Here is a 21,698-nt window from a genome sequence, read left to right on the forward strand (position 1 = left end):
AAGCGCCTCCTTAAGCTATAAATAAGAATCCGTTGCGACGAGTAAAATTTTTGTTTCATCGTCATGTGCATTAAAAATTTGATGATGAGCTGCCGCGTCAAAATAGAGCGCATTGCCTTCACTAGCTATATACTGTTCATTCCCTAAAACGAGACGAATACGCCCTTTGACAATATAAATAAATGTTTCTGATAGCGATGGTTCAAACTGTTTGAATTCGCCGTCAGCAGCAAGTGTCAAAAAGATGGGCTCCATTTCTTTCTCATTAGATGTAGGAATAAGCCATTGAATTTCGTATTTTTTTTCTTCGTCTGTATACGTCGATTGATCTTCCTCGGTGTAGACAACCTTTTGTTCAGGTGCATCATCATCAAAGAATTCCTTGGGCGTCGATCCTAAAACTTCTAATAATGAAAAAAGCGTTTCAATAGAAGGCGAATTCAAATCTCGCTCCAGTTGTGAAATATAGCCTTTACTTAAATCTGTACGTTCTCCAAGCTCTTCTTGGGTAAGACCTTTTTTCAAACGAAGTGCTTTAATTTTTCCTCCAATTTGCATCCTTTCCCTCCTATAAGAAGTTTAGCAATCATAAACTTTCAGAAAATGAAGTTTACTTTAACGAAACTTTTAGTTTACTAAAAACATTACTATTATACATAATAATGAAAAATTTGCAATCGTTTTGGAGGAAAAAATGCAGATGTATTTGAAAGAAAAGAAGCATCTATATTTTCGAGCAGTTTTTTGTGCTATTCTAGAATAAATTTGCGAAAAGAAGCTAATAACTAAAGTGTAGTGATGATTATTTATTGGGTATTTGACAAAAATTTGTCAGTATACTTGAAACGATTAGCGTGGCGAAGTGCACTTCGTTGAAAATCTGTGCTTTCTTTGCTATCGTAGAAGACGGTTCGCATGTGCGAATGGAATATAAAACTACATATTATTCGGAGGGATTTATAATGGCAGAACGCATGGTAGGTAAACAAGCCCCAGACTTCACAATGGAAGCAGTACTTCCAGACAAATCTTTTGGTAAAGTATCTTTAGAAGAAATTAAAGCACAAGACAAATGGACTGTACTGTTCTTCTACCCAATGGACTTCACTTTTGTATGTCCAACAGAAATTACTGCAATGAGCGATCGTTATGATGAGTTCGAAGACTTAGATGCAGAAGTAATCGGCGTTTCAACTGATACAATCCACACGCACTTAGCTTGGATTAACACAGATCGCACGCAAAATGGGCTTGGCGAATTAAAATACCCATTAGCAGCAGATACGAACCATGCGATTTCGAAAGAATATGGCGTTTTAATTGAAGAAGAAGGTATCGCACTACGCGGCCTATTCATCATTAATCCAGAAGGCGAATTAAAATATCAAACAGTATTTGATAATAATATTGGCCGTGACGTAGATGAAACATTACGTGTATTACAAGCTTTACAAACTGGCGGTCTTTGCCCAGCAAACTGGCGCCCAGGTCAAGCAACGCTTTAATTGAATTGAGCAAAAGTCCTTCACTCTTAAAAAGAGCGGGATGAATGCCAATTATGCAATGAAATCAACGGAGTACTCTGGCACGTTTGGATTTTTTTCGAGCCTGTTTGAAAAAAATCCAGACGCAATTACGCCAAGCCTCAATTCATGCATAAAATGAATAATGGGTCCCCACGACACGCTTGTGGGGATATTTTTTTCAAGGGAGGATTTTTTATGAAACTTCGTGAACAAATGCCTGAACTTACAGGTGCAACAACATGGTTAAATGGGGAAGTAACGAAAGCACAATTAGTTGGCGAAAAACCAACACTTATCCATTTTTGGTCTGTAAGCTGTCATTTATGTAAAGAAGCAATGCCGGAAGTGAATAATTTCCGTGACCAATATAAAGATGAATTAAACGTTATTGCTGTGCATATGCCACGTTCTGAAGCAGATACTGATTTGGATACAATCAAAGCTGTTGCAGCAGAGCATGATATTACACAACCTATTTTTGTAGATAGTGAAATGAAGCTAACGGATGCTTTTGAAAACCAATACGTACCCGCTTACTTCGTATTCGATAAAGACGGACAGCTTCGCCATATGCAAGCTGGTGGCAGCGGTATGAAGATGTTAGAAAAGCGTGTCAATCGAGTTCTCGACGAAATGCGTAATGCATAATTTTAATATTTGCTAGGCGGGGATGTTTAAATCCTCGCTTTTTTTTAATAGTAATAGAATAGAATGTCGAAAAGAATAGATAGAAAAGGTAAAATGGCGATTAGTCTCCTGTTTTGACAATACATATAAGCAAGAATAAGTTAAAATAAAGTAATTGTAGTTTTCGGAGGGATTTTGAATGATGAAAAAAGAGTTTGCCGTCATTGGACTTGGACGTTTCGGGGGGAGTATTGTTCGTGAGCTAATGAGTCAAGGTGCGCAAGTAATGGCGATTGACAATTCATCTGAACGGGTAGATGAGTTTGCTGCAATCGCAACGCAAGCTGTTATTGCCGATTCAACAGATGAATCGGTATTAAATTCATTAGGTATTCGTAACTTTGAACATGTCATTGTCGCTATCGGCGAAGATATTCAGGCAAGTATTTTAACGACCATTATTTTAAAAGAAATTGGTGTTCAGCAAATTACAGTAAAAGCTCAAAATGACTACCACGAAAAAGTGCTACGCAAAATTGGAGCAGATTTTGTAGTTCATCCTGAACGTGATATGGGTATTCGTATAGCGAATAATATGTTATCTAATACGGTGCTCGATTATTTAGAGCTGTCAGATGAGCATTCGATTATGGAATTAAAAGCGAATGATGCCATTGCCGGTTATTCGATTATGGATTTAGATATCCGTGCAAAATACGGCATTAACATTGTCGGTATAAAACGAGGATCCGATATTATCGTATCTCCACAAGCAAGCGACAAAATTTTACTTGGAGATATTATGCTGCTTATCGGTGCTGATGTCGATATTAACCGTTTTGTGAAGAAAGCAATGAAAGAATAAGCAAGAAGTGGAATATTGTAGTTGGTTTGCAATACTCCATTTTTTCATATACAATCCAACTTTTTTTATGAAGTATGTTAAGAAAGCTGATGGGGAGTAGGTTTAGCACATGTTTAAATTTAGGAAAGAACCATTACTACGGTTTCTAAAAATTATATTTCCAATCATACTTTTAGCGATAGCGATTTACGAAATACAACAATCGCTAAGGGGGGTAAATGTAAATTTACTGCGAAATGAAGTTAGTCAATTGCAAGTATGGGAACTGTTGTTGATTTTTTTCATTACGTTTTGTGCGATTACTCCGATGATTTTTTACGATGTTATTTTAGCAAAACTACTAGGAATTAAAATAAACAAGCGTACTTTGGTAAACAATTCATTTATCGTCAACACATTTTCGAACCTTATAGGCTTTGGTGGTTTAGTTGGTGTATTTCTACGAAATTATTTTTATTCAAAATATAAAGTGGATCGAGAAGGCTTATTAAAAAGCATTGCCACCGTTACTCTTTTTTATTTAACAGGGATTTCATTGTTAACTTGGTTGATGTATTTATTCTTTTGGGATTTCCCAATGTTAAAAGAAATTCGCTGGTTATCAATTGCTGTCATAGTGGTCAGCTTATATGTTCCTGTATTTTTAGTGACGCATCTTATTCGCTATAACAAAAGAAGTGCCTTAACGTATAAATTATTCCTACAGTTATTGATTACTTCAGTTGCTGAATGGCTTGCGGTCTTTTTGGTTATTTGGATGTTAACAATCATCATCCAAATTCCTATGGAGCTATCTACGCTAATACCAATATTTTTAATTGCCTCATGTGCTGGTATAGTAAGCATGATTCCAGGAGGGGTTGGCTCATTTGACCTTGTTTTTTTATGGGGGACGCAAAGTGTTGGAATTGCAGAAGAAAAAGTGCTCTTTTTATTAATTTTGTATCGAGTTGGCTACTTTGTCCTACCATTTTTAGTGTCCGTTCTATTATTTATGAAAGATTATTGGGAGCGTTGGAATCGGTCATGGGATGATGTGCCAAATGTTATTTTTCAAAAGATTAGTCATATGTTGTTAACCATTTTAGTATTTATCTCTGGCATTGTACTATTGTTATCAGCATCGGTACCGGGCATTCTAAGCAGATTAAAAATCGCTCAGGAGTTTTTATCATCGCCAATTATGAATATTTCCCATCAATTGACTGTTGCGGCAGGCTTTATTCTTTTAGGATTGTGTAGGGGAATTAAATACAAAGTGAAAACGGCTTATCAACTTGCCATTATCGTGCTTAGCAGTTCGGCATTATTTTCAATTAGTAAAGGGTTTGATTATGAAGAAGCAATCTTCTTACTGATAGTCGCCGTATTGTTAATGGCATCCAAAAAACAATTTTATCGGGAAAGTTATGTCTTAACATGGGGTACTATATTATTTGACCTTGCTGCGGTTATTTTCATTACGGCAATGTACTTATTAATAGGTTATATCAATTTACCTACCGCAAAAATTCATATACCGACTCCATTACAATATTATATCCTTACAGATTATCGGGATTTGTTTTTCAGTGCCATGATTGGTATCCTCATCGCTTGCGCTATCTTTTACTTAGGTTATCTTACACGCGGACCTAAAAAAATGCAGAAGCTGCTATCAAAAGAACATGAAGATAAAATCCAAAGTCATCTTACGGAGTATACGGGAACGGAGTTTTCTCATCTCATTTTTTTACATGACAAATACGTATATTGGAATAAACAAAATACCGTGTTATTCTCCTATCAAATCTATGCAGATAAAATCGTGGTGCTAGGCGATCCGGTAGGTCCAGAAAGAGATTTATTATCGGCTATTCAGGAGTTTTTGGAAGTAGCAGATAGGCATGGCTATACACCTGTTTTTTATGAGATTAACAATAAGATTTTCCCTGTGTTACATGAGCATGGTTATAGCTTTTTTAAGCTTGGTGAGGAAGCGTTTGTTGATTTAGAGAGGTTCACATTTGCTGGTAAAGAAATGAAGGGCAGCAGGGCGGTAAAAAATAGATTTGAACGTGAGAAATATACGGTCTCAATATTAAGTCCGCCATACTCACAGGAGGTTATGACTGAACTTGGGGAAGTATCAAAAAAATGGCTGCAAGGAAGGGCTGAAAAGGGATTTTCGCTTGGCTTTTTCGATGAAAATTATTTGAACACCTCAAAAATTGCTGTGTTAAGAGGAGCTGAAGGCATCATGGGCTTTGCCAGCATCATGCCCATGTATGATAATGGCGAAAGAATTTCAGTCGACCTAATGCGTTTTAAACCCGGGGCACCGTCTGGTACGATGGATTTTATTTTCTTATCGCTCTTTCAGTGGGCGAAAGAACAAGGATATGGCGTGTTTAATATGGGCATGTCTCCGTTATCGAATGTCGGTCAATCTAGATATTCTTTTTTAAGCGAGAAAATAGCAGCACAATTATTTTTACATGGCCAGTATTTCTATCATTTTAAAGGATTAAAAAACTTTAAATTAAAATATGCAGATTTTTGGGAACCAAAATATGTAGCGTATCGCAAGAAATCATCGTTGCCCTTTACGATGGCACAAATTACATTATTGATTGGACGAAAGAGAAAATAAGTGAGTTGAAAATTGCACGGTTAAGTTTGGTCAGCAAACAAGCGCATGATTCGCGTTGGAGAGAAATTTAGGAATGCAATTGGAAGCGAATATTCGCAAAGTGCGTTATTATGAGGGAGTTTATTATGATTCCATTCGCATGGGGATGTTAAGAGAAGAATGGGACGCACAAAAAGAATGTTTTATAACTGAATAATATGTTAGGAATTAAAAGAGTGGCTAAGATAATGGACTGCATTCAAGATTAAATTGGATGTAGTCTTTTTTATGGTAAAGTTGTAAAAATATATTTGATTTTACCGCATGCCTTTGTCATAATAAAGAAAATTCTAATAATGAGGAATAATATGTTAATAACTAAAAATTGTATAATAGAGTCTTTAAAGCCACACCATCAAGAGGATATTTTTTCTTTATATTGTAATCAGGATGTTAGAGCATTCCTTGGAGGGATTCCAGATAAAAACTATATTCTTTCTTCTTTTAACAGCATGCTACAATCATCATTTCCTAATTCATACTTTTACATATCATTAAAGAATACGAATGATTTCATTGGTCTAGTATCGATTGATGAATACCATGAACACACAACATATGAGCTTAGCTATCAATTTTTGCCGCCATATTGGGGCAAAGGTTACGCCCAAGAAGTTTTAACTGCGGTCATCTATTATGGATTTACTAGTTTACAATTGTCAAAGTTAGTAGCAGAAACACAGACTGCCAATATTGCCTCTTGTCGGGTACTTGAAAAAATAGGTATGGAAAAAGTACAAGTATTAGAAAGATTTGGTCAGGAACAAGCTGTTTATCAGTTATTAAACACAAAGTAAATAATGGTCGTTGAAAGTAAAGAAAAAGATAGGGATAGCAGATGGACAATTATATTCAATACAATGCTAATCAACATAACGAGGTCATTATTGCCATTCCAGCTCTTGGAGAACGTAAAGAAATGTATGCCCCACTAGCTAAGTCATTATCCGTATATGGGCATTTCATCATATAGTCCGCATATTTGATGTGCCAGGCACCCAAACAATTCTTTAAAAAAAGAGAGTGCTCCATTGTAGGAGCACTCTCTTTCATATTGTTGCTTGTATGCATTAGTTTTCTTCAACATCTTTACGGTTTTTCTTTAACATTTTGGATAGCATTTCATAGACAATTGGAACGACTACTAATGTTAATAATGTTGAAGATAATAAACCGCCAATTACTGTAATCGCTAGGTCTTTCGAAATTAGCCCACTACCGCCATTACCAATTGCCATTGGAATCATTGCACCAATTGTTGCAATGGCAGTCATTAAAATTGGACGTAAACGTGTTGCGCCTGCTTCTAAAATGGCCTCACGCATCCCAAGCCCGTCGCGTTCCATATGGATAATACGGTCCACAAGTACGATGGCATTGGTTACAACGATACCGATTAACATTAAGAGACCCATCATAACGGAGACAGAAATCGTTTGATTTGTGACATATAAGCCAACAAATGCGCCAATAACTGCAAATGGTAATGAGAAGAGGATAGCAAACGGTGCTAAACCTTCACCGAACGTTACGACAAGAATAAAGTAAACGATAGCGATGGCTGCTAACATCGCAATACCTAGTTGTGTAAATGTTTCTTGCATATCTGCCGCTACACCGGATACACCTGTTGTCACACCTTTAGGTAAGTCTAATTTATCGATCTTTTTATCTGCTGCAGACGTTGCTTTTGAAATATCATCGCCAATAATTGTAGCAGATACAGTTGCGAAATATTCACCTTTTGAACGCGATAGTGAATTTAGTGTAGTACCTTCTTCAACGTTAACTAACTCACCGATTGTCATCATTGTACCTAAAGTCGTTTTAATTTCAGTTTTTAAAACATCATCGATTGATAAGGCTGCTGCCTTGGCATCGCGTTTAACAATGACGTTAATGTCTTTGCCATCACGTTCAACTGTTGTTAACACTTCTTGCGAAGCAGTAGAATTTAAAGCCATGACAATTTGTGCAGTCGTTAAACCATATTGTAAGACATTTTTTTGCTCTACTTTTAAGACATGTTCTACATACGGATCTTCATAATCAGACTTCACATCTTCTAGACCTTTTACATCTTTAAGCGATCCTTCAACATCTTTAACTGCGCTACGTAACTTATTTAAGTCTTCACTGTATAATGTGTAACTTACTTCGTTTGAAGCCATAGATGTTGATGAGAAGTTTTGGCTTTTCCATTCGCCTGATTGGTCAAGATTAAATATATAGTCTTCTACTTCTTCACGAGCAGCAGGGAAGTCTTCCATCTCTGGGTCAAAGATGAGGTACATTAATGCACCACCAGCTCCGCCACCCATCATCATTGCTGTTGGATCTGCGTTTGTAGCATCAGTGATTGAAACTTGTAAAATATCAATATCTTTACGTTTCATTAATTCTTTTTCAACTTGTGCTACATTTGCTTCTGTTTCATCAGCTAGCTCGCCAGTACCAGGTGTATATGTTAAATACATGACCTTTTCCTCTTGAGAGCCCATGAAACTAAAGCCGATTAATGGTGTTAAAGCAAGTGAACCAACAAGCATTAAAATTGCAATCGTAGACGTAATGATTTTATGATTTAATGCTTTTTCTAATACACCTCTGTACCAATTAGCTAGTTTACCAACTTCTTGATGCTGGCTTTCCTTTTTCTCTCCGTAGATTTTTTTACGGAATAAGAAGTGGGATAAAGCTGGTACTATGGTAATTGCTACTATTAATGACGCACCTAAAGCAAATGTCATCGTTAATGCGAAAGGCATAAATAATTCGCCAACCATACCGCCTACAAAAATAAGTGGGGCAAATACCGCTACCGTCACTAATGTAGAAGACAAGATTGGTTTAAACATTTCAATAGTTGCTTCACGAATCAGTGCGCGACCTGTTAATTTTTCTTGTTTTAAATGGATACGTCGATAAATATTTTCTACTACGACAATGGAGTCATCAATTACACGTCCAATGGCGACAGTGATTGCACCGAGCGTCATAATATTTAACGTAATATCCATCCAGTTTAATAATAGTAATGCCATGAAGACGGAAACTGGAATTGAAATAATCGAAATAATAGTAGATTTGAAATCGCGTAAGAATAATAAGATAATTAAAACAGCGATTGCGCCACCGAATACCGCTTTTTCAATCATTGTGAAGACTGAATCTTCAATCGGAGCACCTTGGTCAAGTGAAATATCTATTTTTAAGCCGTCAATTCTTTTTTCTTCATCCTTTATCAGATCTTTTACGGCATTGACAACCGTTACTGTATTTGCATCTTGACTTTTTACGATTTGAATCGCAATGGCATCTTTACCATTTGTACGTGATACAGATTGTACTTTACCTTCAACTTCAATCGTTGCAATATCACCTAAGCGAACGAAAGGAGAAGGTTGTATAGCTGAAGGTGTGACAGGTATTAATAAATCTTTTAATTCATCGATAGATTTAACTTTACCATCTACGGAAACCGCTTGTTCACCAACCGTAAACTGATATAAACCGAGTGATAATGACATATCACTTGCTTGAATCATTTGCTTGACTGCATCTTCAGTTAAGCCAAGAGCAGCCATTTTTTCTTCGTCATATTTAAACGAAACTTCTTCAATGTGTTGACCAGTAATCGTTGCTGACGCAACACCGTCGATTTTTTCGATTTTAGGAAGTAATAAATCTTCTACTGTTGATGTTAGGTCAACAATGTCTTCCTTCGAACTACTCACAGATAATGCGACAACCGGCATCATGTTCATACTAATGGCCATGATTGTTGGTTCTTGCGCGCCTTCAGGCAGTTTGACATTATCGAGAGCAGATTCTAACTGACGTTTCTTTTCATCCATATCAATGCCATAGTCATACTCGACTTGCACTTGGGCAACATTTGAAGAGGAAGTGGAATAAACTGCTTTAACATCCTCTAAACTTTCAACGGATTTTTCAAATGGAATAGAAAGTTCATTCATGACTTGTTCAGGCGTGGCACCTGGATACACGCCCATTACAATTAAGTATGGAATCGATATATCAGGGATTGATTCCATTTTCATTCTTGTACCTGAATAAATACCTGAGACAGTGATGATAATTGTTAATAACCACACTGCCAATTTGTTTTTCAATACAAAATTAACTAAACCTTTCACCTTCACACCTACCCTTTATTGACTTACTAGATTCAATTATTTATACTAATGACTAATCAGTCATTTGTCAACGAAATGCATTAGGAGAGATTTAAAAATATGTTAAAAAAGCAATTAATTATGGAGAAAGCATTAGAGCTATTCTCTGAACAAGGCTTTGAAGCAACATCTGTACAGCAAATTACGGAACGCTGTGGGATTTCTAAAGGGGCATTTTATTTGTCTTTTAAAACAAAAGATGAGCTTCTTTTCTCAATGGTTGACTACTACTTGCAGCAATTTATCGCAGACATTGACCACGTAGTCAGAAATTCAAATAAAAAAGATGTCATGCTGGTTGATTTCTACAAAAATATTTTTCAAGCATTCAAAAAACATGCAGCATCGTCACGTGTTTTTTTTAATGAAAAGGTATTTCTTACAAATAAAGAGTTGTTTCAAAAAGTGAGTGCCTATGAAGCAGATATGTCGAAGTCTATTGTCCAAATGCTTGAACAGTTGTATCGTGAAGAGCTGCAAGAGACAAAGTACGATGTTATGTATTGTGTAAAAGGGTTTATGAAAAGTTATGCCGAGCTATTTATATTTTCTGATTTACCGCTCGACTTAGATCAGTTGGCGCAATCTTTAGCGGAAAAGACCGATATAATTGCTCGACATACGACAATCCCTTTTATTACCGAAGAACTGGCTCAATTAGTAGCAAGACCATGTGATCAAGAAATAACGCAGGAATCGCTTTTACAGTTAATTGATCAAAGTATTCATAATTTAGAGCCGTCTATTGAACGAGAATCTTTGGAGCTTTTAAAAAATCAAGTTGAGCATACGACATATAGTCAAGCGATTATAAAAGGTTTAATTGAAAATATTCGTCTGCAGCCGGGGTGTCAATGGGTCGTATATGTATTGGATAAATACTTTCAGTTGTAATTGTTGAAATAGAATTGTTCACAGTTTTGTTATTGTGGATAATTCTATTTTTTTGTACTTGTTTTTGAAAAGAGATGTTGCAATTTTTCAAGTGGATATTACTATATACGTAAAACATTGTAGGAGGTTTCAAAATTTTAGAAATTTATTAAAACACATAAAATTTTTTGGACGTGGGACAAAGTGAGTGTTATCGGTCTGCAAAACGGTGGATTTTGCGACAAAGAGTCCATGGGAAAGGTCCTGTTTAAAACGATTCAAATCCATAGAGGCGATTTGAAAAAATGATATTACTTTATCAAAGTAAGATAGAGTTTCTATGCAAAAAAAGAAGCTACGCATTAATCGCGTAGCTTCTTAATATAGAAGTTTATACTTCCATAATAATCGGTAAAATCATTGGACGACGTTTTGTTTTCTCAAATAAATAAGGTCCTAAAACATCAGTGATTTCATTTTTAAGTTCAGTCCATTGAGGTGTTTTACCTTGGATGGTTTCATTTAAATGACGATTTAGCATTTTTTGTGCTTCATTAATCATTGTGCCAGACTCACGCATATAGACAAATCCTCGTGAAATAATATCAGGCCCTGAAACGATTTTTTGGTTTTCCATGTCAACGCTGACAACAACAATGACTAACCCTTCTTCGGAAAGGATACGACGATCACGTAAGACAATATTACCGATGTCTCCAATACCATTGCCGTCAATATAGACATCACCAGAAGGGATGCGACCTGCCACATGTGCTTCATTTGCACTTAATGCCAAAACATCGCCATTTTCCATGACGAAAGTATTTTCCAGTGGAACATCACAATCTTCTGCTAAATGCGTATGCATTTTTAGCATACGGAATTCACCGTGAATAGGCATAAAGAATTTTGGTTTCATCAGTCGTAGCATAAGCTTTTGTTCTTCTTGTGAACCGTGACCAGAAGTATGGATATTATTTAATGCACCGTGAATAACTTCTGCGCCAGCGCGGAACAGTAAATTGATAATTTTATTGACGCTAACCGTATTCCCTGGTACTGGTGAAGAAGAGAAGACAACTGTATCGCCAGGCTGGATTTGAATTTGACGGTGTGTACCATTGGCAATACGAGATAGTGCTGCCATTGGTTCACCTTGTGAGCCTGTACATAAAATCATTACTTCATTAGCAGGTAAACGGTTAATGCTTTGCGCATCAATAAAAGTATCTTTTGGTGCGTTGATGTAGCCTAGCTCACGGCCGATTGTAATGGCATTATCCATAGATCGACCGAATACAGCGATTTTTCGTCCGTATTTAATGGCAGCATCTGTTGCTTGTTGTAAGCGGTGAATATTGGATGCAAATGTTGCGAAAATAATACGACTGTCAACCTTGCGGAAGATTTCATCGATACTTTTTCCAACTGTACGTTCAGACATTGTGAAATTTGGTTTTTCAGCATTCGTACTATCAGATAATAGGCAAAGAACGCCGTCACGTCCGATTTCAGCCATTTTTGTTAAGTTTGCAGGCTCTCCTACAGGTGTAAAGTCGAATTTAAAGTCACCTGTATGCACGATATTGCCTGGAGGTGTTTTAACGACGATACCGTAAGCATCTGGAATACTATGCGTTGTTCTAAAGAAGCTGACAGATGTCTTTCTAAATTTAATAATATCTTCTTCTTTAATTTCGATTAGTTTTGTTGTACGTAGTAAACCATGCTCTTCTAGTTTATTGCGCAATAAGCCAAGTGCAAGCTTACCTCCATAAACAGGAACATTTACTTGACGTAGTAAATAAGGGATACCACCAATATGGTCTTCGTGTCCGTGCGTAATAAATAGCCCTTTAATTTTATCTACGTTTCGTACTAAATACGTGTAATCTGGAATAACATAGTCAATTCCAAGTAAATCGTCTTCAGGAAATTTTATACCGGCATCAATTAAGATGATTTCATCTTGAAATTGAACGCCGTAAGTATTTTTGCCGATTTCGCCCAGTCCGCCGAGCGCGAAAACAGCTGCTTGGTCATTTTTAACAAACTTCATGTTTGTTAAATTTCCTCCAAGATGAAGTTCGGACTTGCTTGTTCGTACTCTAAATAGTTACCTTCAAGCAGTTGAATGAACTCAATGTTGTAATGACGGTCTTGTAACTTTTGACGTACTTCACGTTCTGAAGCAGCTTCAAGGTATAGACTTTTAGTGTTTTCGCGAACTGGAATCTCATTTGCTTTTTCTTGATAATAAACTTTGTAAATCATAGTTTGCTCTCCTTTGATTGCGTACATTATTATTGCACATTTGGCTATTACCACACACGTACTACAAGAAAAAATCGCGAATTTCTAGTATACTTTAGACGAATAAAGAAATGAACGTTTGAATTTCTTGTATCTCAATACTTTAATCTTGCACTTTTCATGAAAAGCAATGAGACAGTGGTTGCGCATAGTCAAATAAATGCATTTCCTTTATATTATCACGCAGCTACTCTAAAATAAAGAAAAGCCCTTCAAATAATGAAGGGCAAATGTTAGGCAATTGATTTTTTTCCGAGTACGCCACGAAGTCGCTTCAACAATTTTCGCTTTAGTTTCTTCAGCATGGCACATCACTCCTTAGGATCATTATAATTAAAAACAATGCCTGTGTAAAGGATTTAGCCTTTGCAATATCATACATAAAGAGAGGGATAATAGGATGAAAAAAATTTTATTTTTTGATGTAGATGGAACGCTTTATAACAGTGAAAAAGTAATGCCTGCTTCTGCCAAAGAAGCGCTATTGGAAGCACGTCGCAAAGGGTATGAGCTTGCAATCGCTACTGGACGTGCACCATTTATGATTGAACCATTGCTAGAAGAGCTTGATATTAATACGTATGTGACCTTTAATGGACAGTACGTCGTTTATCAAGGCGAGGTTGTCTACGCAAATGGGGTAGAAAAAGAAGAATTAGCTAAAATTATTGCCTTTGGAGAAGCGCGCAATGAACCCGTTGTTTTTTTAGATGACAAGCGAATGATTGCGTCAGTTGGAGGGCATAACAAGGTATCCGAAAGTTTAAACACGTTAAAATACCCGTACCCAGAATTAGACTCATCTTATTATATGCAGCACGATGTTTATCAAACACTAATCTTTATGGAAGAGAAAGATGAACATTTGTATTATGAGGCATTTCCAAATGTCCAGTTCGTGCGTTGGCATGAATATTCTTGTGATATTTTACCTAAAGGTGGTTCCAAGGCTGCTGGAATCGAAAAAGTGCTCGCGAAAATGGGCTTAACGTTAGAGGATGCCATTGCTTTTGGTGATGGTATGAATGATATTGAAATGTTAGAGGCTGTTGGTACGAGTGTGGCAATGGGGAATGGCCATGAAAAAGTAAAGGCGGTCGCGACACATATTACCGATCATGTAGATGCGGATGGACTTGCAAAAGCAATGAGCTATTTAAAAATTATTTAAGTGCCAGTCACTCAAACAATTTTGAATATTAAAAGGAAAACCCACGAGAAGTGGGTTTTTTACGTATTATCGGTGCCAGTCACTCAAACAATTCACTCGAACAATGCTTTAGATATCAACAACCTCCAGCTTAATTCCTGCTTCTGTAAATTGTTGTAATGTTTCTTTGGGCAGTCCGTTATCAGTAAGTATCATATCGACCTCATCTAGCGGGCATACTTGAATAGCCACATCTTTATTGAATTTGGTAGAATCAGTCGCAACATAAACGGTTTGCGAAATATTAATAAGTTGTTTCCTCGTCATCGCTTCTTCTAAACTAAAATCGGATATTCCTTTTTCTAATGTCACGCCACTTGCACATATAAATGCCTTATTAATATTGAGATGGTCGAAGCGGAAAAGAAAGTCATTTGAAGTGACCGATTTTTCCGAATGTCGCACTCTTCCGCCGATAATCATTACTTCAATAGTAGAACCAATTAAATCAAATGCTACAGGAAGAGAGTTCGTCACGACTGTTAGTTTCTCCTTTCCTAGTAGAAATGGTGTCATTTGATAAGTTGTTGAGCCACTATCGATAAAAATGCAGTCACCATGATCAACTAAAGAAGCACAAGCTTTGGCAATGGCGATTTTTTCTGTTAACTGCTGTGTTAATCGATTGTCCATTAATCCTTCAACGGGTTCAATATATTTTACACCCCCATAAAACTTCTCGATTTTCTTCTCTTGCACAAGTTGTTGAATATCTCTTCGGATAGTTTCTATTGATACATTAAATTCTTTTGTCAGGGTTACTAATTTTACTACCTTGTTATTCCGAATGAATTGCAAAATATGTTGTTGTCTTTCAACTGTATACATTTCATCACCTCTTATTGTTATTTACTCAAAGTAGTAATAAGTTTGTCAACAGTTAGTCAGAATTTACTCAACATTTACACAAACATGTGATTTCTCTTTACAAATTGTCTCTATACTGTGGTTAACAACTCAAAAGGAGTGAGCAATTTGTTAGAACTAAAAAATATTTCAAAAAGTTATAAAACTAAAAATGTTTTAAGAGATATAAGTTTAACGATAGATTCTGGTGAAATTGTTTCGTTATTGGGGCCGAGTGGTTGTGGGAAAACGACATTACTCAACATTGTTTTAGGTCTCACAGAACAAACAGATGGACAACTTTTTTACAATGGACAAGATATTTCGAAACAATCAATGCAGGATAGAGGATTTAATATCGTTTTCCAAGATTTCGCGTTGTTCCCACATTTGAATGCTTACGACAATATCGTTTATGGCTTGAAAAATAAAAAACAGCAAATGTCAAAAGCTGAAATTCAGGAGTATGTGGATTTCTTAGAACTCGCTCCACATTTACATAAAAAGATTCACGAATTATCTGGTGGACAGAAACAGCGTGTCTCTATTGCTAGAACGCTTGTTATGCAGCCGAAAATTTTATTGCTAGATGAACCGTTAAGCGCGCTAGATGGTGTGATTAAAGAATCAATTAAGGAGCGCATTAAATCAATTGCTCGCCAATTTAATTTAACAACAATTATTGTGACACATGATCCTGAGGAGGCGCTCACGTTATCAGATAAAGTACTCATCATTAATGAGGGAACTGTCTCACAATATGGCACACCTCACGAAATATTGAAAACACCAAAAAATCAATTTGTAGAAGACTTTATATTAAAGCAACTTCATATTAAACGTCATAACATCTATCAACTGTTTGGAGAATCATATGCTTAAAACGAATAAAATGGTGAAAATTCTCTTTCTGCCAATTGTCTTCTTTTTTCTGTTCTTTTTAATTGTGCCATTACTTTATATGTTTTGGCAGTCTTTGAAAAAAGGCAATAGCGTAACGATTCAAAACTATGTAGAAGCATTACAGAGCGTTGAAATTCGAGAAGCGTTTCTTAATAGTTTCCAAGTGTCATTTGTCGCTGCTGTTATTACTACTTGTTTAGCGTTTGCTCTTGCCTATGCCATGCATTTTACGACAATGAATCAACATATAAAAAAGCTTGTACATATCGGGGTGACATTGCCGATGCTCTTGCCGACAATTACCTATGGTTTTGTATTGCTTTACACATTTGGCAATCAAGGAATTATAACAAAACTTCTGGGGCAGCCCTTAGTGACGATTTATGGATTTAATGGCTTGTTGATTGGGTATGTGCTTTACACATTGCCAGTTGCTTTTATCTTAATGCAAAATTCCATGCAATATATTGATAAACGCTTTTTGCTTGTCTCGATGTTAATGCATGATAGACCATCACGTCGATTTTACCATACCGTATTTCGACCAATGATAGGAACAATAGGTGGAGCCTTTATTTTAACGTTTATTTTAAGTTTTACCGATTTTGGCATTCCTGCTTCGGTAGGTGGGGGTTATAAAGTGATTGCAACAGAGCTATATCAAGCGATGCTTGGCTCTATTGTGCGATTTGAGCAAGGGGCGGTAATTTCTGTGCTCATGCTTGTCCCTGCTGTACTTGGCATCGTGATGCTGAGCGTGCTAGATCGATTTAATTTTCAATATAAGCATGTCAGTCAAAGTGCTCTAGTCGTTCATCGTCTTCGAGACAGTACATTTACAGTACTATCGTTAGTATGCGTAAGTACGATTTTTATCATCTTCTCAACAATGTTTATCGTGCCATTTACTAAGGGCTATCCATATGACTTTAGTTTCACATTGGAACATGTACAAAATGTTTTAGCAGAAAAGAATTTAATTAGGGTTTATATGAATTCCCTTATTGTTGCCTTTTTTACAGCCATTTTAGGTGTGGGCATCGCGTTTGTTTCAGCACTTCTAAATGTCAGAACACCGCTCAAAGGGAGAAGTACATTAGATTTTGCTTCAATGATTACCAATACAGTGCCAGGGATGGTACTCGGTCTTTCTTATTTATTTTTCTTCAATGGGAGTTCGCTTAAAGGGACCTTCTTCATCATTATTGCCTATACGGTTGTCCATTTCTTTACAACACCGTATTTAATGGCGAAAAACTCTTTGCAAAAAATGGACCCAACATGGGAAGTGACCGGAGAATTATTAAAGGACTCTTGGCTTCAAACGGTCATTCGCGTTATTTTGCCGAATATAAGACCTACTATTTTTCAAATGTTTAGCTATTATTTTTTAAATGCCATGGTGACAGTCAGTGGCGTAATTTTCCTTGTCAGTACGAAAACGATGCTTGTCTCCACGCGTATTAAAGAATTGCAGCATTTTGCGAAGTATACGGATATTTTTGTTCTCTCAATTTTTATTTTATGTACAAACCTCATTGTGAAATTAGGTTGTGACTATATAACAACAAAAAAAGAAAAGTTTAAGGAGATGGAATGATGAAAAAGTCGACAGTCATGATGTTTGGAACGGTGAGTTCTGCAATTGTATTAGCAGCGTGTGGAGGTGCGGAGGCTGATACGAAGGATCAAGTTATTATCTATTCTAATGCTGATGATGAAGCAATTGAAGTAATGGAAACCACACTCGATAAAAAGGGGTATGAAGGAAAGTATATTATCCAATCATTCGGTACATCTGAATTAGGTGGGAAAATGATGGCAGAGGGTAAGGATATTGAAGCGGATGTGGTAACAATGGCTTCTTACTTTATCGAAAGTGCTCAAACATCTAAATCAATGTTTGTCGAACTATCTTCAGAGTTAAAGCCGTTAGATGGTGGTTCAACTTATGCATTACCGATTTTAGGGAATGTCGGGTCTATTTTTATCAATACAGATTTATTGGCGCAAAAAGGGCTACCTGTGCCACAAACAATTAAAGATTTAACGAAGCCAGAATACAAAGATTTAGTTTCCTTTCCAAATATTTTAGATTCTTCTACTGGCTGGCTATTAGTTCAGGCGATTATGAGTGAATATGGCGAAAAAGAAGGAAAGCAAGTATTAGCAGATTTAATTAAAAATGCTGGACCGCATATTGAAAGTTCTGGTTCTGGTCCTATTAAAAAGGTGAAAACAGGAGAAGTCGCAGCAGGGTTTGGTTTGCGTATTCAAGCGATTGATGCAAAAAATGAGGGCTTACCAATCGACTATATTGACCCAACGGAAGGTAACTTCACGTTAACGGAATCTGTTGCCGTTGTAGATAAAGAAGGGGACGAGGCATTGGCGAGTGAGATAGCGAAGGTCATTGCGACTGAGGCGCGAGCAGATTTGTTAAAACAATATCCAGTAGCACTTTATGAAGGTGAGCAAGTAGAGGAAAAATATATTCCAAAATACTTAAAAAAATGGGATACGACTTTAACTGTCGATTTATTAGAAAAACATCAAACATTCTTTAAAGAAGCACAACAATAAAGGAGCCTAACAATATGAATACCTACAAATTATTAACTCCCGGTCCATTAACAACTACAGAAGCAGTTAAAAAAGAGATGCTAGTGGATCGCTGTACATGGGATGACGACTACAAGCAAGTTACACAAACAATACGCAAACAGTTAGTAGCGTTAGCGCAGGTTGATGAAACAGACTATACAGCTATCTTAATGCAAGGAAGTGGGAGCTTTGTCGTTGAATCGGTTCTGACAACTGCTATTGGAGATGCAGATAAAGTACTCATTATCACAAATGGGGCATACGGGGAACGAATCGTAGAAATGGCAACTGTCCTTCAATTACAGCATGTCGTTTACAGTGTACCTTATCACGAGCAACCATCACCTTTAGAAGTACAAGCTATACTTGAAAAAGATGCTGCTATTACGCATGTAGCGATTGTACATTGTGAGACGACAACGGGGATATTAAATCCTATTGATGAAATAGGCAAAGTTGTAAAATCGTTTAATAAAACATTTATTGTAGATGCAATGAGTAGCTTTGGTGGCGTGCCAATGAATTTATCGAATATGCAAATTGATTTTTTAATCAGTAGTGCTAACAAATGTATTCAAGGCGTGCCAGGTTTTGGATTTGTTGTTGCGAAAATAGAAGCGTTAGAAAAATGTAAAGGACAGGCCAAAAGTGTAGCATTAGATTTATACAAACAATGGGAAGTGATGAGCGTAGATGGGAAATGGCGTTTTACATCACCAACTCATGTTGTAGCAGCCTTTGCAAAGGCGTTGGAGGAACTTGCTGTAGAAGGTGGCGTTGCGGCACGCTACAAACGATATGCTAAAAATAATCAACTTTTGCGTGATAGATTATCGCGCTGTGGTTTTAAAGCTTATATTTCAGCGGAAATGCAATCGCCGATTATCACGACGTTTTTATATCCATATGAAGGATTTTCTTTCGAGCATTTCTATCATGAAATGAAACAAGCAGGCTTTGTTATTTATCCTGGAAAGCTAACTGAATTTGATACATTCCGAATCGGTAATATAGGGGATGTTCATGAGGAAGATATGACTACATTATGTCATGTTATTGAAAACTATATGGCGGTGAAAAATAATGAAAATTGAAGCGGTAATTTTTGATTGGGCAGGTACAGCGGTTGACTTTGGTTGTTTTGCACCTGTCAATGTATTTCTTACTATTTTTGAAGATGCAGGTGTTGCGGTGACACTAGAAGAAGCACGCAAACCGATGGGCATGTTAAAAATTGACCATATTCGGACGATGCTTGAGATGCCAAGAGTGAGTGAGGAATGGGCACGTGTGTATGGCCATTCATTTACAGAACAAGATGTACAGGCACTGTATTCGCAGTTTGAAACGAAATTAATGGCATCACTTGCTAAGTACACTGATCCGATTCCATATGTGAAAGAAACAGTGCATCAATTAAGACAAGCCGGAATACGCATTGGCTCCACAACAGGCTATACTGCCACGATGATGGAAGTCGTGACACATCATGCTGCTGAGAAAGGATACAAGCCTGATTTTTTAGTTACACCGACTGATATAGGAGATAAGGGACGTCCCTATCCATATATGATTTTCAGAAATTTAGAAGAACTTGGCGTGAAAGCGACAAAGCAAGTTGTTAAAGTCGGGGATACTACGTCAGATATACAAGAGGCATTAAATGCTGGAGTTTGGGCTGTTGGTGTAATAGTTGGCAGTTCTGAAATGGGCTTAACAGAACAGGAATTTATGAGTCTATCTGATGAGGAGCAACAAGTCGTTATTGAAAAAACAAAAGCTATTTTTGAACAAACAGGTGCACACTATACGATTCAAACAATGCGTGAGCTGCCGGCATTAATTGAGACAATTAATGCGCGATTAGCTTAAAATATAGCAGATAGAATAAAAGCAAAAAAGTGTTAGATTGACTGCAATCAATCTAACACTTTTTGCTATGCATATTATAGAGAAGAACTTAGCTGATCTTCTTTGGTAATAGATTAAATTTAGCAGAGAGCGGGTGTCAGGCACTAATTCAATTTCCGTGCTAGCCATGTATTTATGACTTGCCAAGTAAAAATCTACGTAGACTCCTGGGGGAACGCACGCAATGTAAGACGCAACAGACAGCGCGACAGCGAGGATTGCGGCTTACGTCGTGCCCGCGGAAAAGCGTAGTGGATTTTTACGATTTAGGAGCCAATATTATGCTAGGTATCTATGCTAATTGCCAGGCAACTAAAACAATTACATTAGTGGATGGTAGCGGCTTATGTGTACGTCCGTGAAAAGCATCCGCCTTAGCTACTAGTGTGGCTTAGTCGCGTTCGTATGGAACAGCGTCTGGAATTTCAGCAAATGGATTTTTTTCATTGATGCGATCATAAAACATAATGCCGTTTAAATGATCTAATTCATGCTGGAAGGCGATAGCTGGCAAGCCAGATAGACGCATTTTTTTCTCTTCGCCGTCGATTGTTTTAAATTTCACTGTTATACGTGCGTGACGTGGCACATAACCAGGAACATTGCGATCAACAGATAAGCAACCTTCGCCAGTTGGCAAATAGGTATTTTCGACAGAGTGGCTAACAATTTTCGGATTGATTGCGATAAAGCTCAATTGTTCTCCTTTGTCATCTTTTAAGTGAAGGGCAAACATGCGATGTAGACTATTTACTTGGTTAGCAGCTAATCCAATCCCGCTGCGTAAATCATATTTATCGGCAATTTCAGGATCTTGGCTGTTAATTAAAAACTGTAGCATATCTGTAGCAAGCTGTTTTATTTCATCAGTTAAAGGGAATTGAACTTCCTCTGTTTTAGTGCGGAGTGTCGGATGGCCTTCGCGAATTATATCATCCATTAAAATCATGTGAGAATCTTCCTTTCAATCTTTGTATTACCTTATTTATAAGTATACATCACGCATCAAAACATGCACATGAAAAAAGACTTTATTTGAATAAACTTAAAAAATTATTGTGTAGCTATTAGATTGCAGAAAACTGGGGTATTCTACTATTGGTCATTATTTAGAGAAACGTAATGTTTGAGCGCTTAAAGAAAGTTGTTG

19 protein-coding genes and 1 pseudogene are annotated in these 21,698 nt (G+C 36.8%); 14 read left to right on the plus strand and 6 right to left on the minus strand.

The features are described 5' to 3' along the window. Positions 1 to 15 precede the first annotated feature (15 nt). Positions 16 to 558 carry an XRE family transcriptional regulator gene (locus MKY08_RS03755; RefSeq protein WP_069510382.1) on the minus strand — a complete coding sequence of 181 codons (543 nt, stop codon included), beginning with the start codon at positions 556 to 558 and terminating at the stop codon, positions 16 to 18. 404 nt (positions 559 to 962) lie between these two features. On the opposite strand from MKY08_RS03755, the gene MKY08_RS03760 reads away from it, so the two are divergent. From MKY08_RS03760 to MKY08_RS03790, 7 genes and pseudogenes are all read left to right on the plus strand, one after another. Beyond that, on the plus strand, positions 963 to 1,505 hold the full coding sequence (locus tag MKY08_RS03760; RefSeq protein ID WP_025218725.1) for a peroxiredoxin: 543 nt from the start codon (positions 963 to 965) through the stop codon (positions 1,503 to 1,505). Between the two features lie 216 nt (positions 1,506 to 1,721). Next, positions 1,722 to 2,174 (plus strand): redoxin domain-containing protein, encoded by a 453-nt coding sequence (locus MKY08_RS03765; protein WP_069510380.1) that lies wholly within the window; start codon positions 1,722 to 1,724, stop codon positions 2,172 to 2,174. Positions 2,175 to 2,355: 181 nt separating this feature from the next. Beyond that, positions 2,356 to 3,018: a TrkA family potassium uptake protein gene (locus MKY08_RS03770; RefSeq protein WP_069510785.1), complete on the plus strand. Its 663-nt coding sequence runs from the start codon at positions 2,356 to 2,358 to the stop codon at positions 3,016 to 3,018. 109 nt (positions 3,019 to 3,127) lie between these two features. Then, positions 3,128 to 5,650, plus strand: coding sequence for a bifunctional lysylphosphatidylglycerol flippase/synthetase MprF (mprF, locus tag MKY08_RS03775; protein WP_069510378.1), 2,523 nt, complete (start codon positions 3,128 to 3,130; stop codon positions 5,648 to 5,650). 27 nt (positions 5,651 to 5,677) lie between these two features. Continuing rightward, positions 5,678 to 5,846 (plus strand): annotated as a pseudogene (locus MKY08_RS03780) (GNAT family protein); the annotation flags it as partial. 151 nt (positions 5,847 to 5,997) lie between these two features. Continuing rightward, a complete protein-coding gene (locus MKY08_RS03785; RefSeq protein ID WP_069510376.1) occupies positions 5,998 to 6,486 on the plus strand; it encodes a GNAT family N-acetyltransferase in 489 nt (162 codons plus the stop codon). A 41-nt stretch (positions 6,487 to 6,527) separates the two neighbouring features. Then, positions 6,528 to 6,662, plus strand: a complete 135-nt coding sequence (locus MKY08_RS03790; protein WP_256093140.1) for a hypothetical protein — start codon at positions 6,528 to 6,530, stop codon at positions 6,660 to 6,662. Positions 6,663 to 6,759: 97 nt separating this feature from the next. Here the strand turns inward: MKY08_RS03790 and MKY08_RS03795 are convergent, their stop codons facing one another. Then, entirely contained in the window at positions 6,760 to 9,849 is a 3,090-nt protein-coding gene (locus MKY08_RS03795; RefSeq protein ID WP_069510374.1) for an efflux RND transporter permease subunit, read from the minus strand. Positions 9,850 to 9,948: 99 nt separating this feature from the next. Here MKY08_RS03795 and MKY08_RS03800 point away from each other — a divergent pair, with 99 nt between their 5' ends. After that, positions 9,949 to 10,782, plus strand: coding sequence for a TetR/AcrR family transcriptional regulator (locus MKY08_RS03800; RefSeq protein WP_069510372.1), 834 nt, complete (start codon positions 9,949 to 9,951; stop codon positions 10,780 to 10,782). Between the two features lie 370 nt (positions 10,783 to 11,152). Here MKY08_RS03800 and rnjA read toward each other — a convergent pair whose 3' ends face one another. Then, a complete protein-coding gene (gene rnjA / locus MKY08_RS03805) occupies positions 11,153 to 12,820 on the minus strand; it encodes a ribonuclease J1 (protein WP_024362215.1) in 1,668 nt (555 codons plus the stop codon). Between the two features lie 5 nt (positions 12,821 to 12,825). Beyond that, positions 12,826 to 13,035 (minus strand): DNA-dependent RNA polymerase subunit epsilon, encoded by a 210-nt coding sequence (locus MKY08_RS03810; RefSeq protein WP_069510370.1) that lies wholly within the window; start codon positions 13,033 to 13,035, stop codon positions 12,826 to 12,828. 439 nt (positions 13,036 to 13,474) lie between these two features. On the opposite strand from MKY08_RS03810, the gene MKY08_RS03815 reads away from it, so the two are divergent. Continuing rightward, positions 13,475 to 14,245 carry a Cof-type HAD-IIB family hydrolase gene (locus MKY08_RS03815; protein WP_069510368.1) on the plus strand — a complete coding sequence of 257 codons (771 nt, stop codon included), beginning with the start codon at positions 13,475 to 13,477 and terminating at the stop codon, positions 14,243 to 14,245. A gap of 108 nt (positions 14,246 to 14,353) precedes the next feature. On the opposite strand, the gene MKY08_RS03820 is transcribed toward MKY08_RS03815, so the two are convergent. Continuing rightward, complete coding sequence (locus MKY08_RS03820; RefSeq protein WP_069510366.1) at positions 14,354 to 15,112, minus strand: DeoR/GlpR family DNA-binding transcription regulator; 759 nt, start codon at positions 15,110 to 15,112, stop codon at positions 14,354 to 14,356. 147 nt (positions 15,113 to 15,259) lie between these two features. Here MKY08_RS03820 and MKY08_RS03825 point away from each other — a divergent pair, with 147 nt between their 5' ends. From MKY08_RS03825 to phnX, 5 genes are read left to right on the plus strand one after another with little or no spacing between them, the layout of a single operon-like run. Then, positions 15,260 to 16,012 (plus strand): ABC transporter ATP-binding protein, encoded by a 753-nt coding sequence (locus MKY08_RS03825; protein ID WP_069510364.1) that lies wholly within the window; start codon positions 15,260 to 15,262, stop codon positions 16,010 to 16,012. Then, positions 16,005 to 17,633: an ABC transporter permease subunit gene (locus MKY08_RS03830; RefSeq protein ID WP_069510362.1), complete on the plus strand. Its 1,629-nt coding sequence runs from the start codon at positions 16,005 to 16,007 to the stop codon at positions 17,631 to 17,633. The genes MKY08_RS03825 and MKY08_RS03830 overlap by 8 nt, the downstream gene beginning before the upstream one ends. Next, a complete protein-coding gene (locus MKY08_RS03835) occupies positions 17,633 to 18,616 on the plus strand; it encodes an extracellular solute-binding protein (protein WP_069510361.1) in 984 nt (327 codons plus the stop codon). The genes MKY08_RS03830 and MKY08_RS03835 overlap by 1 nt, the downstream gene beginning before the upstream one ends. 14 nt (positions 18,617 to 18,630) lie before the next feature. After that, complete coding sequence (gene phnW / locus MKY08_RS03840) at positions 18,631 to 19,731, plus strand: 2-aminoethylphosphonate--pyruvate transaminase (RefSeq protein ID WP_069510359.1); 1,101 nt, start codon at positions 18,631 to 18,633, stop codon at positions 19,729 to 19,731. Next, positions 19,721 to 20,509 carry a phosphonoacetaldehyde hydrolase gene (gene phnX, locus MKY08_RS03845; RefSeq protein WP_069510357.1) on the plus strand — a complete coding sequence of 263 codons (789 nt, stop codon included), beginning with the start codon at positions 19,721 to 19,723 and terminating at the stop codon, positions 20,507 to 20,509. Before phnW ends, phnX begins: the two co-directional genes overlap by 11 nt. A 430-nt stretch (positions 20,510 to 20,939) precedes the next feature. Here phnX and def read toward each other — a convergent pair whose 3' ends face one another. Continuing rightward, the gene (def, locus tag MKY08_RS03850) at positions 20,940 to 21,497 is read right to left on the minus strand and encodes a peptide deformylase (protein ID WP_069510355.1); all 558 of its coding nucleotides are present in this window, start codon (positions 21,495 to 21,497) and stop codon (positions 20,940 to 20,942) included. Between the last annotated feature and the right edge of the window lie 201 nt (positions 21,498 to 21,698).

This window comes from Lysinibacillus sp. FSL M8-0337 (assembly GCF_038593855.1).
Classification (GTDB): domain Bacteria; phylum Bacillota; class Bacilli; order Bacillales_A; family Planococcaceae; genus Lysinibacillus; species Lysinibacillus sphaericus_D.

Bases quoted from the DNA above. Each gene is read 5' to 3' on its own strand.
- MKY08_RS03755 (WP_069510382.1), bottom strand. From the start codon at position 558: ATGCAAATTGGAGGAAAAATTAAAGCACTTCGTTTGAAAAAAGGTCTT.
- MKY08_RS03760 (WP_025218725.1), top strand. From the start codon at position 963: ATGGCAGAACGCATGGTAGGTAAACAAGCCCCAGACTTCACAATGGAA.
- MKY08_RS03765 (WP_069510380.1), top strand. From the start codon at position 1,722: ATGAAACTTCGTGAACAAATGCCTGAACTTACAGGTGCAACAACATGG.
- MKY08_RS03770 (WP_069510785.1), top strand. From the start codon at position 2,356: ATGAAAAAAGAGTTTGCCGTCATTGGACTTGGACGTTTCGGGGGGAGT.
- mprF (WP_069510378.1), top strand. From the start codon at position 3,128: ATGTTTAAATTTAGGAAAGAACCATTACTACGGTTTCTAAAAATTATA.
- MKY08_RS03785 (WP_069510376.1), top strand. From the start codon at position 5,998: ATGTTAATAACTAAAAATTGTATAATAGAGTCTTTAAAGCCACACCAT.
- MKY08_RS03790 (WP_256093140.1), top strand. From the start codon at position 6,528: ATGGACAATTATATTCAATACAATGCTAATCAACATAACGAGGTCATT.
- MKY08_RS03800 (WP_069510372.1), top strand. From the start codon at position 9,949: ATGTTAAAAAAGCAATTAATTATGGAGAAAGCATTAGAGCTATTCTCT.
- rnjA (WP_024362215.1), bottom strand. From the start codon at position 12,820: ATGAAGTTTGTTAAAAATGACCAAGCAGCTGTTTTCGCGCTCGGCGGA.
- MKY08_RS03810 (WP_069510370.1), bottom strand. From the start codon at position 13,035: ATGATTTACAAAGTTTATTATCAAGAAAAAGCAAATGAGATTCCAGTT.
- MKY08_RS03815 (WP_069510368.1), top strand. From the start codon at position 13,475: ATGAAAAAAATTTTATTTTTTGATGTAGATGGAACGCTTTATAACAGT.
- MKY08_RS03820 (WP_069510366.1), bottom strand. From the start codon at position 15,112: ATGTATACAGTTGAAAGACAACAACATATTTTGCAATTCATTCGGAAT.
- MKY08_RS03830 (WP_069510362.1), top strand. From the start codon at position 16,005: ATGCTTAAAACGAATAAAATGGTGAAAATTCTCTTTCTGCCAATTGTC.
- MKY08_RS03835 (WP_069510361.1), top strand. From the start codon at position 17,633: ATGAAAAAGTCGACAGTCATGATGTTTGGAACGGTGAGTTCTGCAATT.
- phnW (WP_069510359.1), top strand. From the start codon at position 18,631: ATGAATACCTACAAATTATTAACTCCCGGTCCATTAACAACTACAGAA.
- phnX (WP_069510357.1), top strand. From the start codon at position 19,721: ATGAAAATTGAAGCGGTAATTTTTGATTGGGCAGGTACAGCGGTTGAC.
- def (WP_069510355.1), bottom strand. From the start codon at position 21,497: ATGATTTTAATGGATGATATAATTCGCGAAGGCCATCCGACACTCCGC.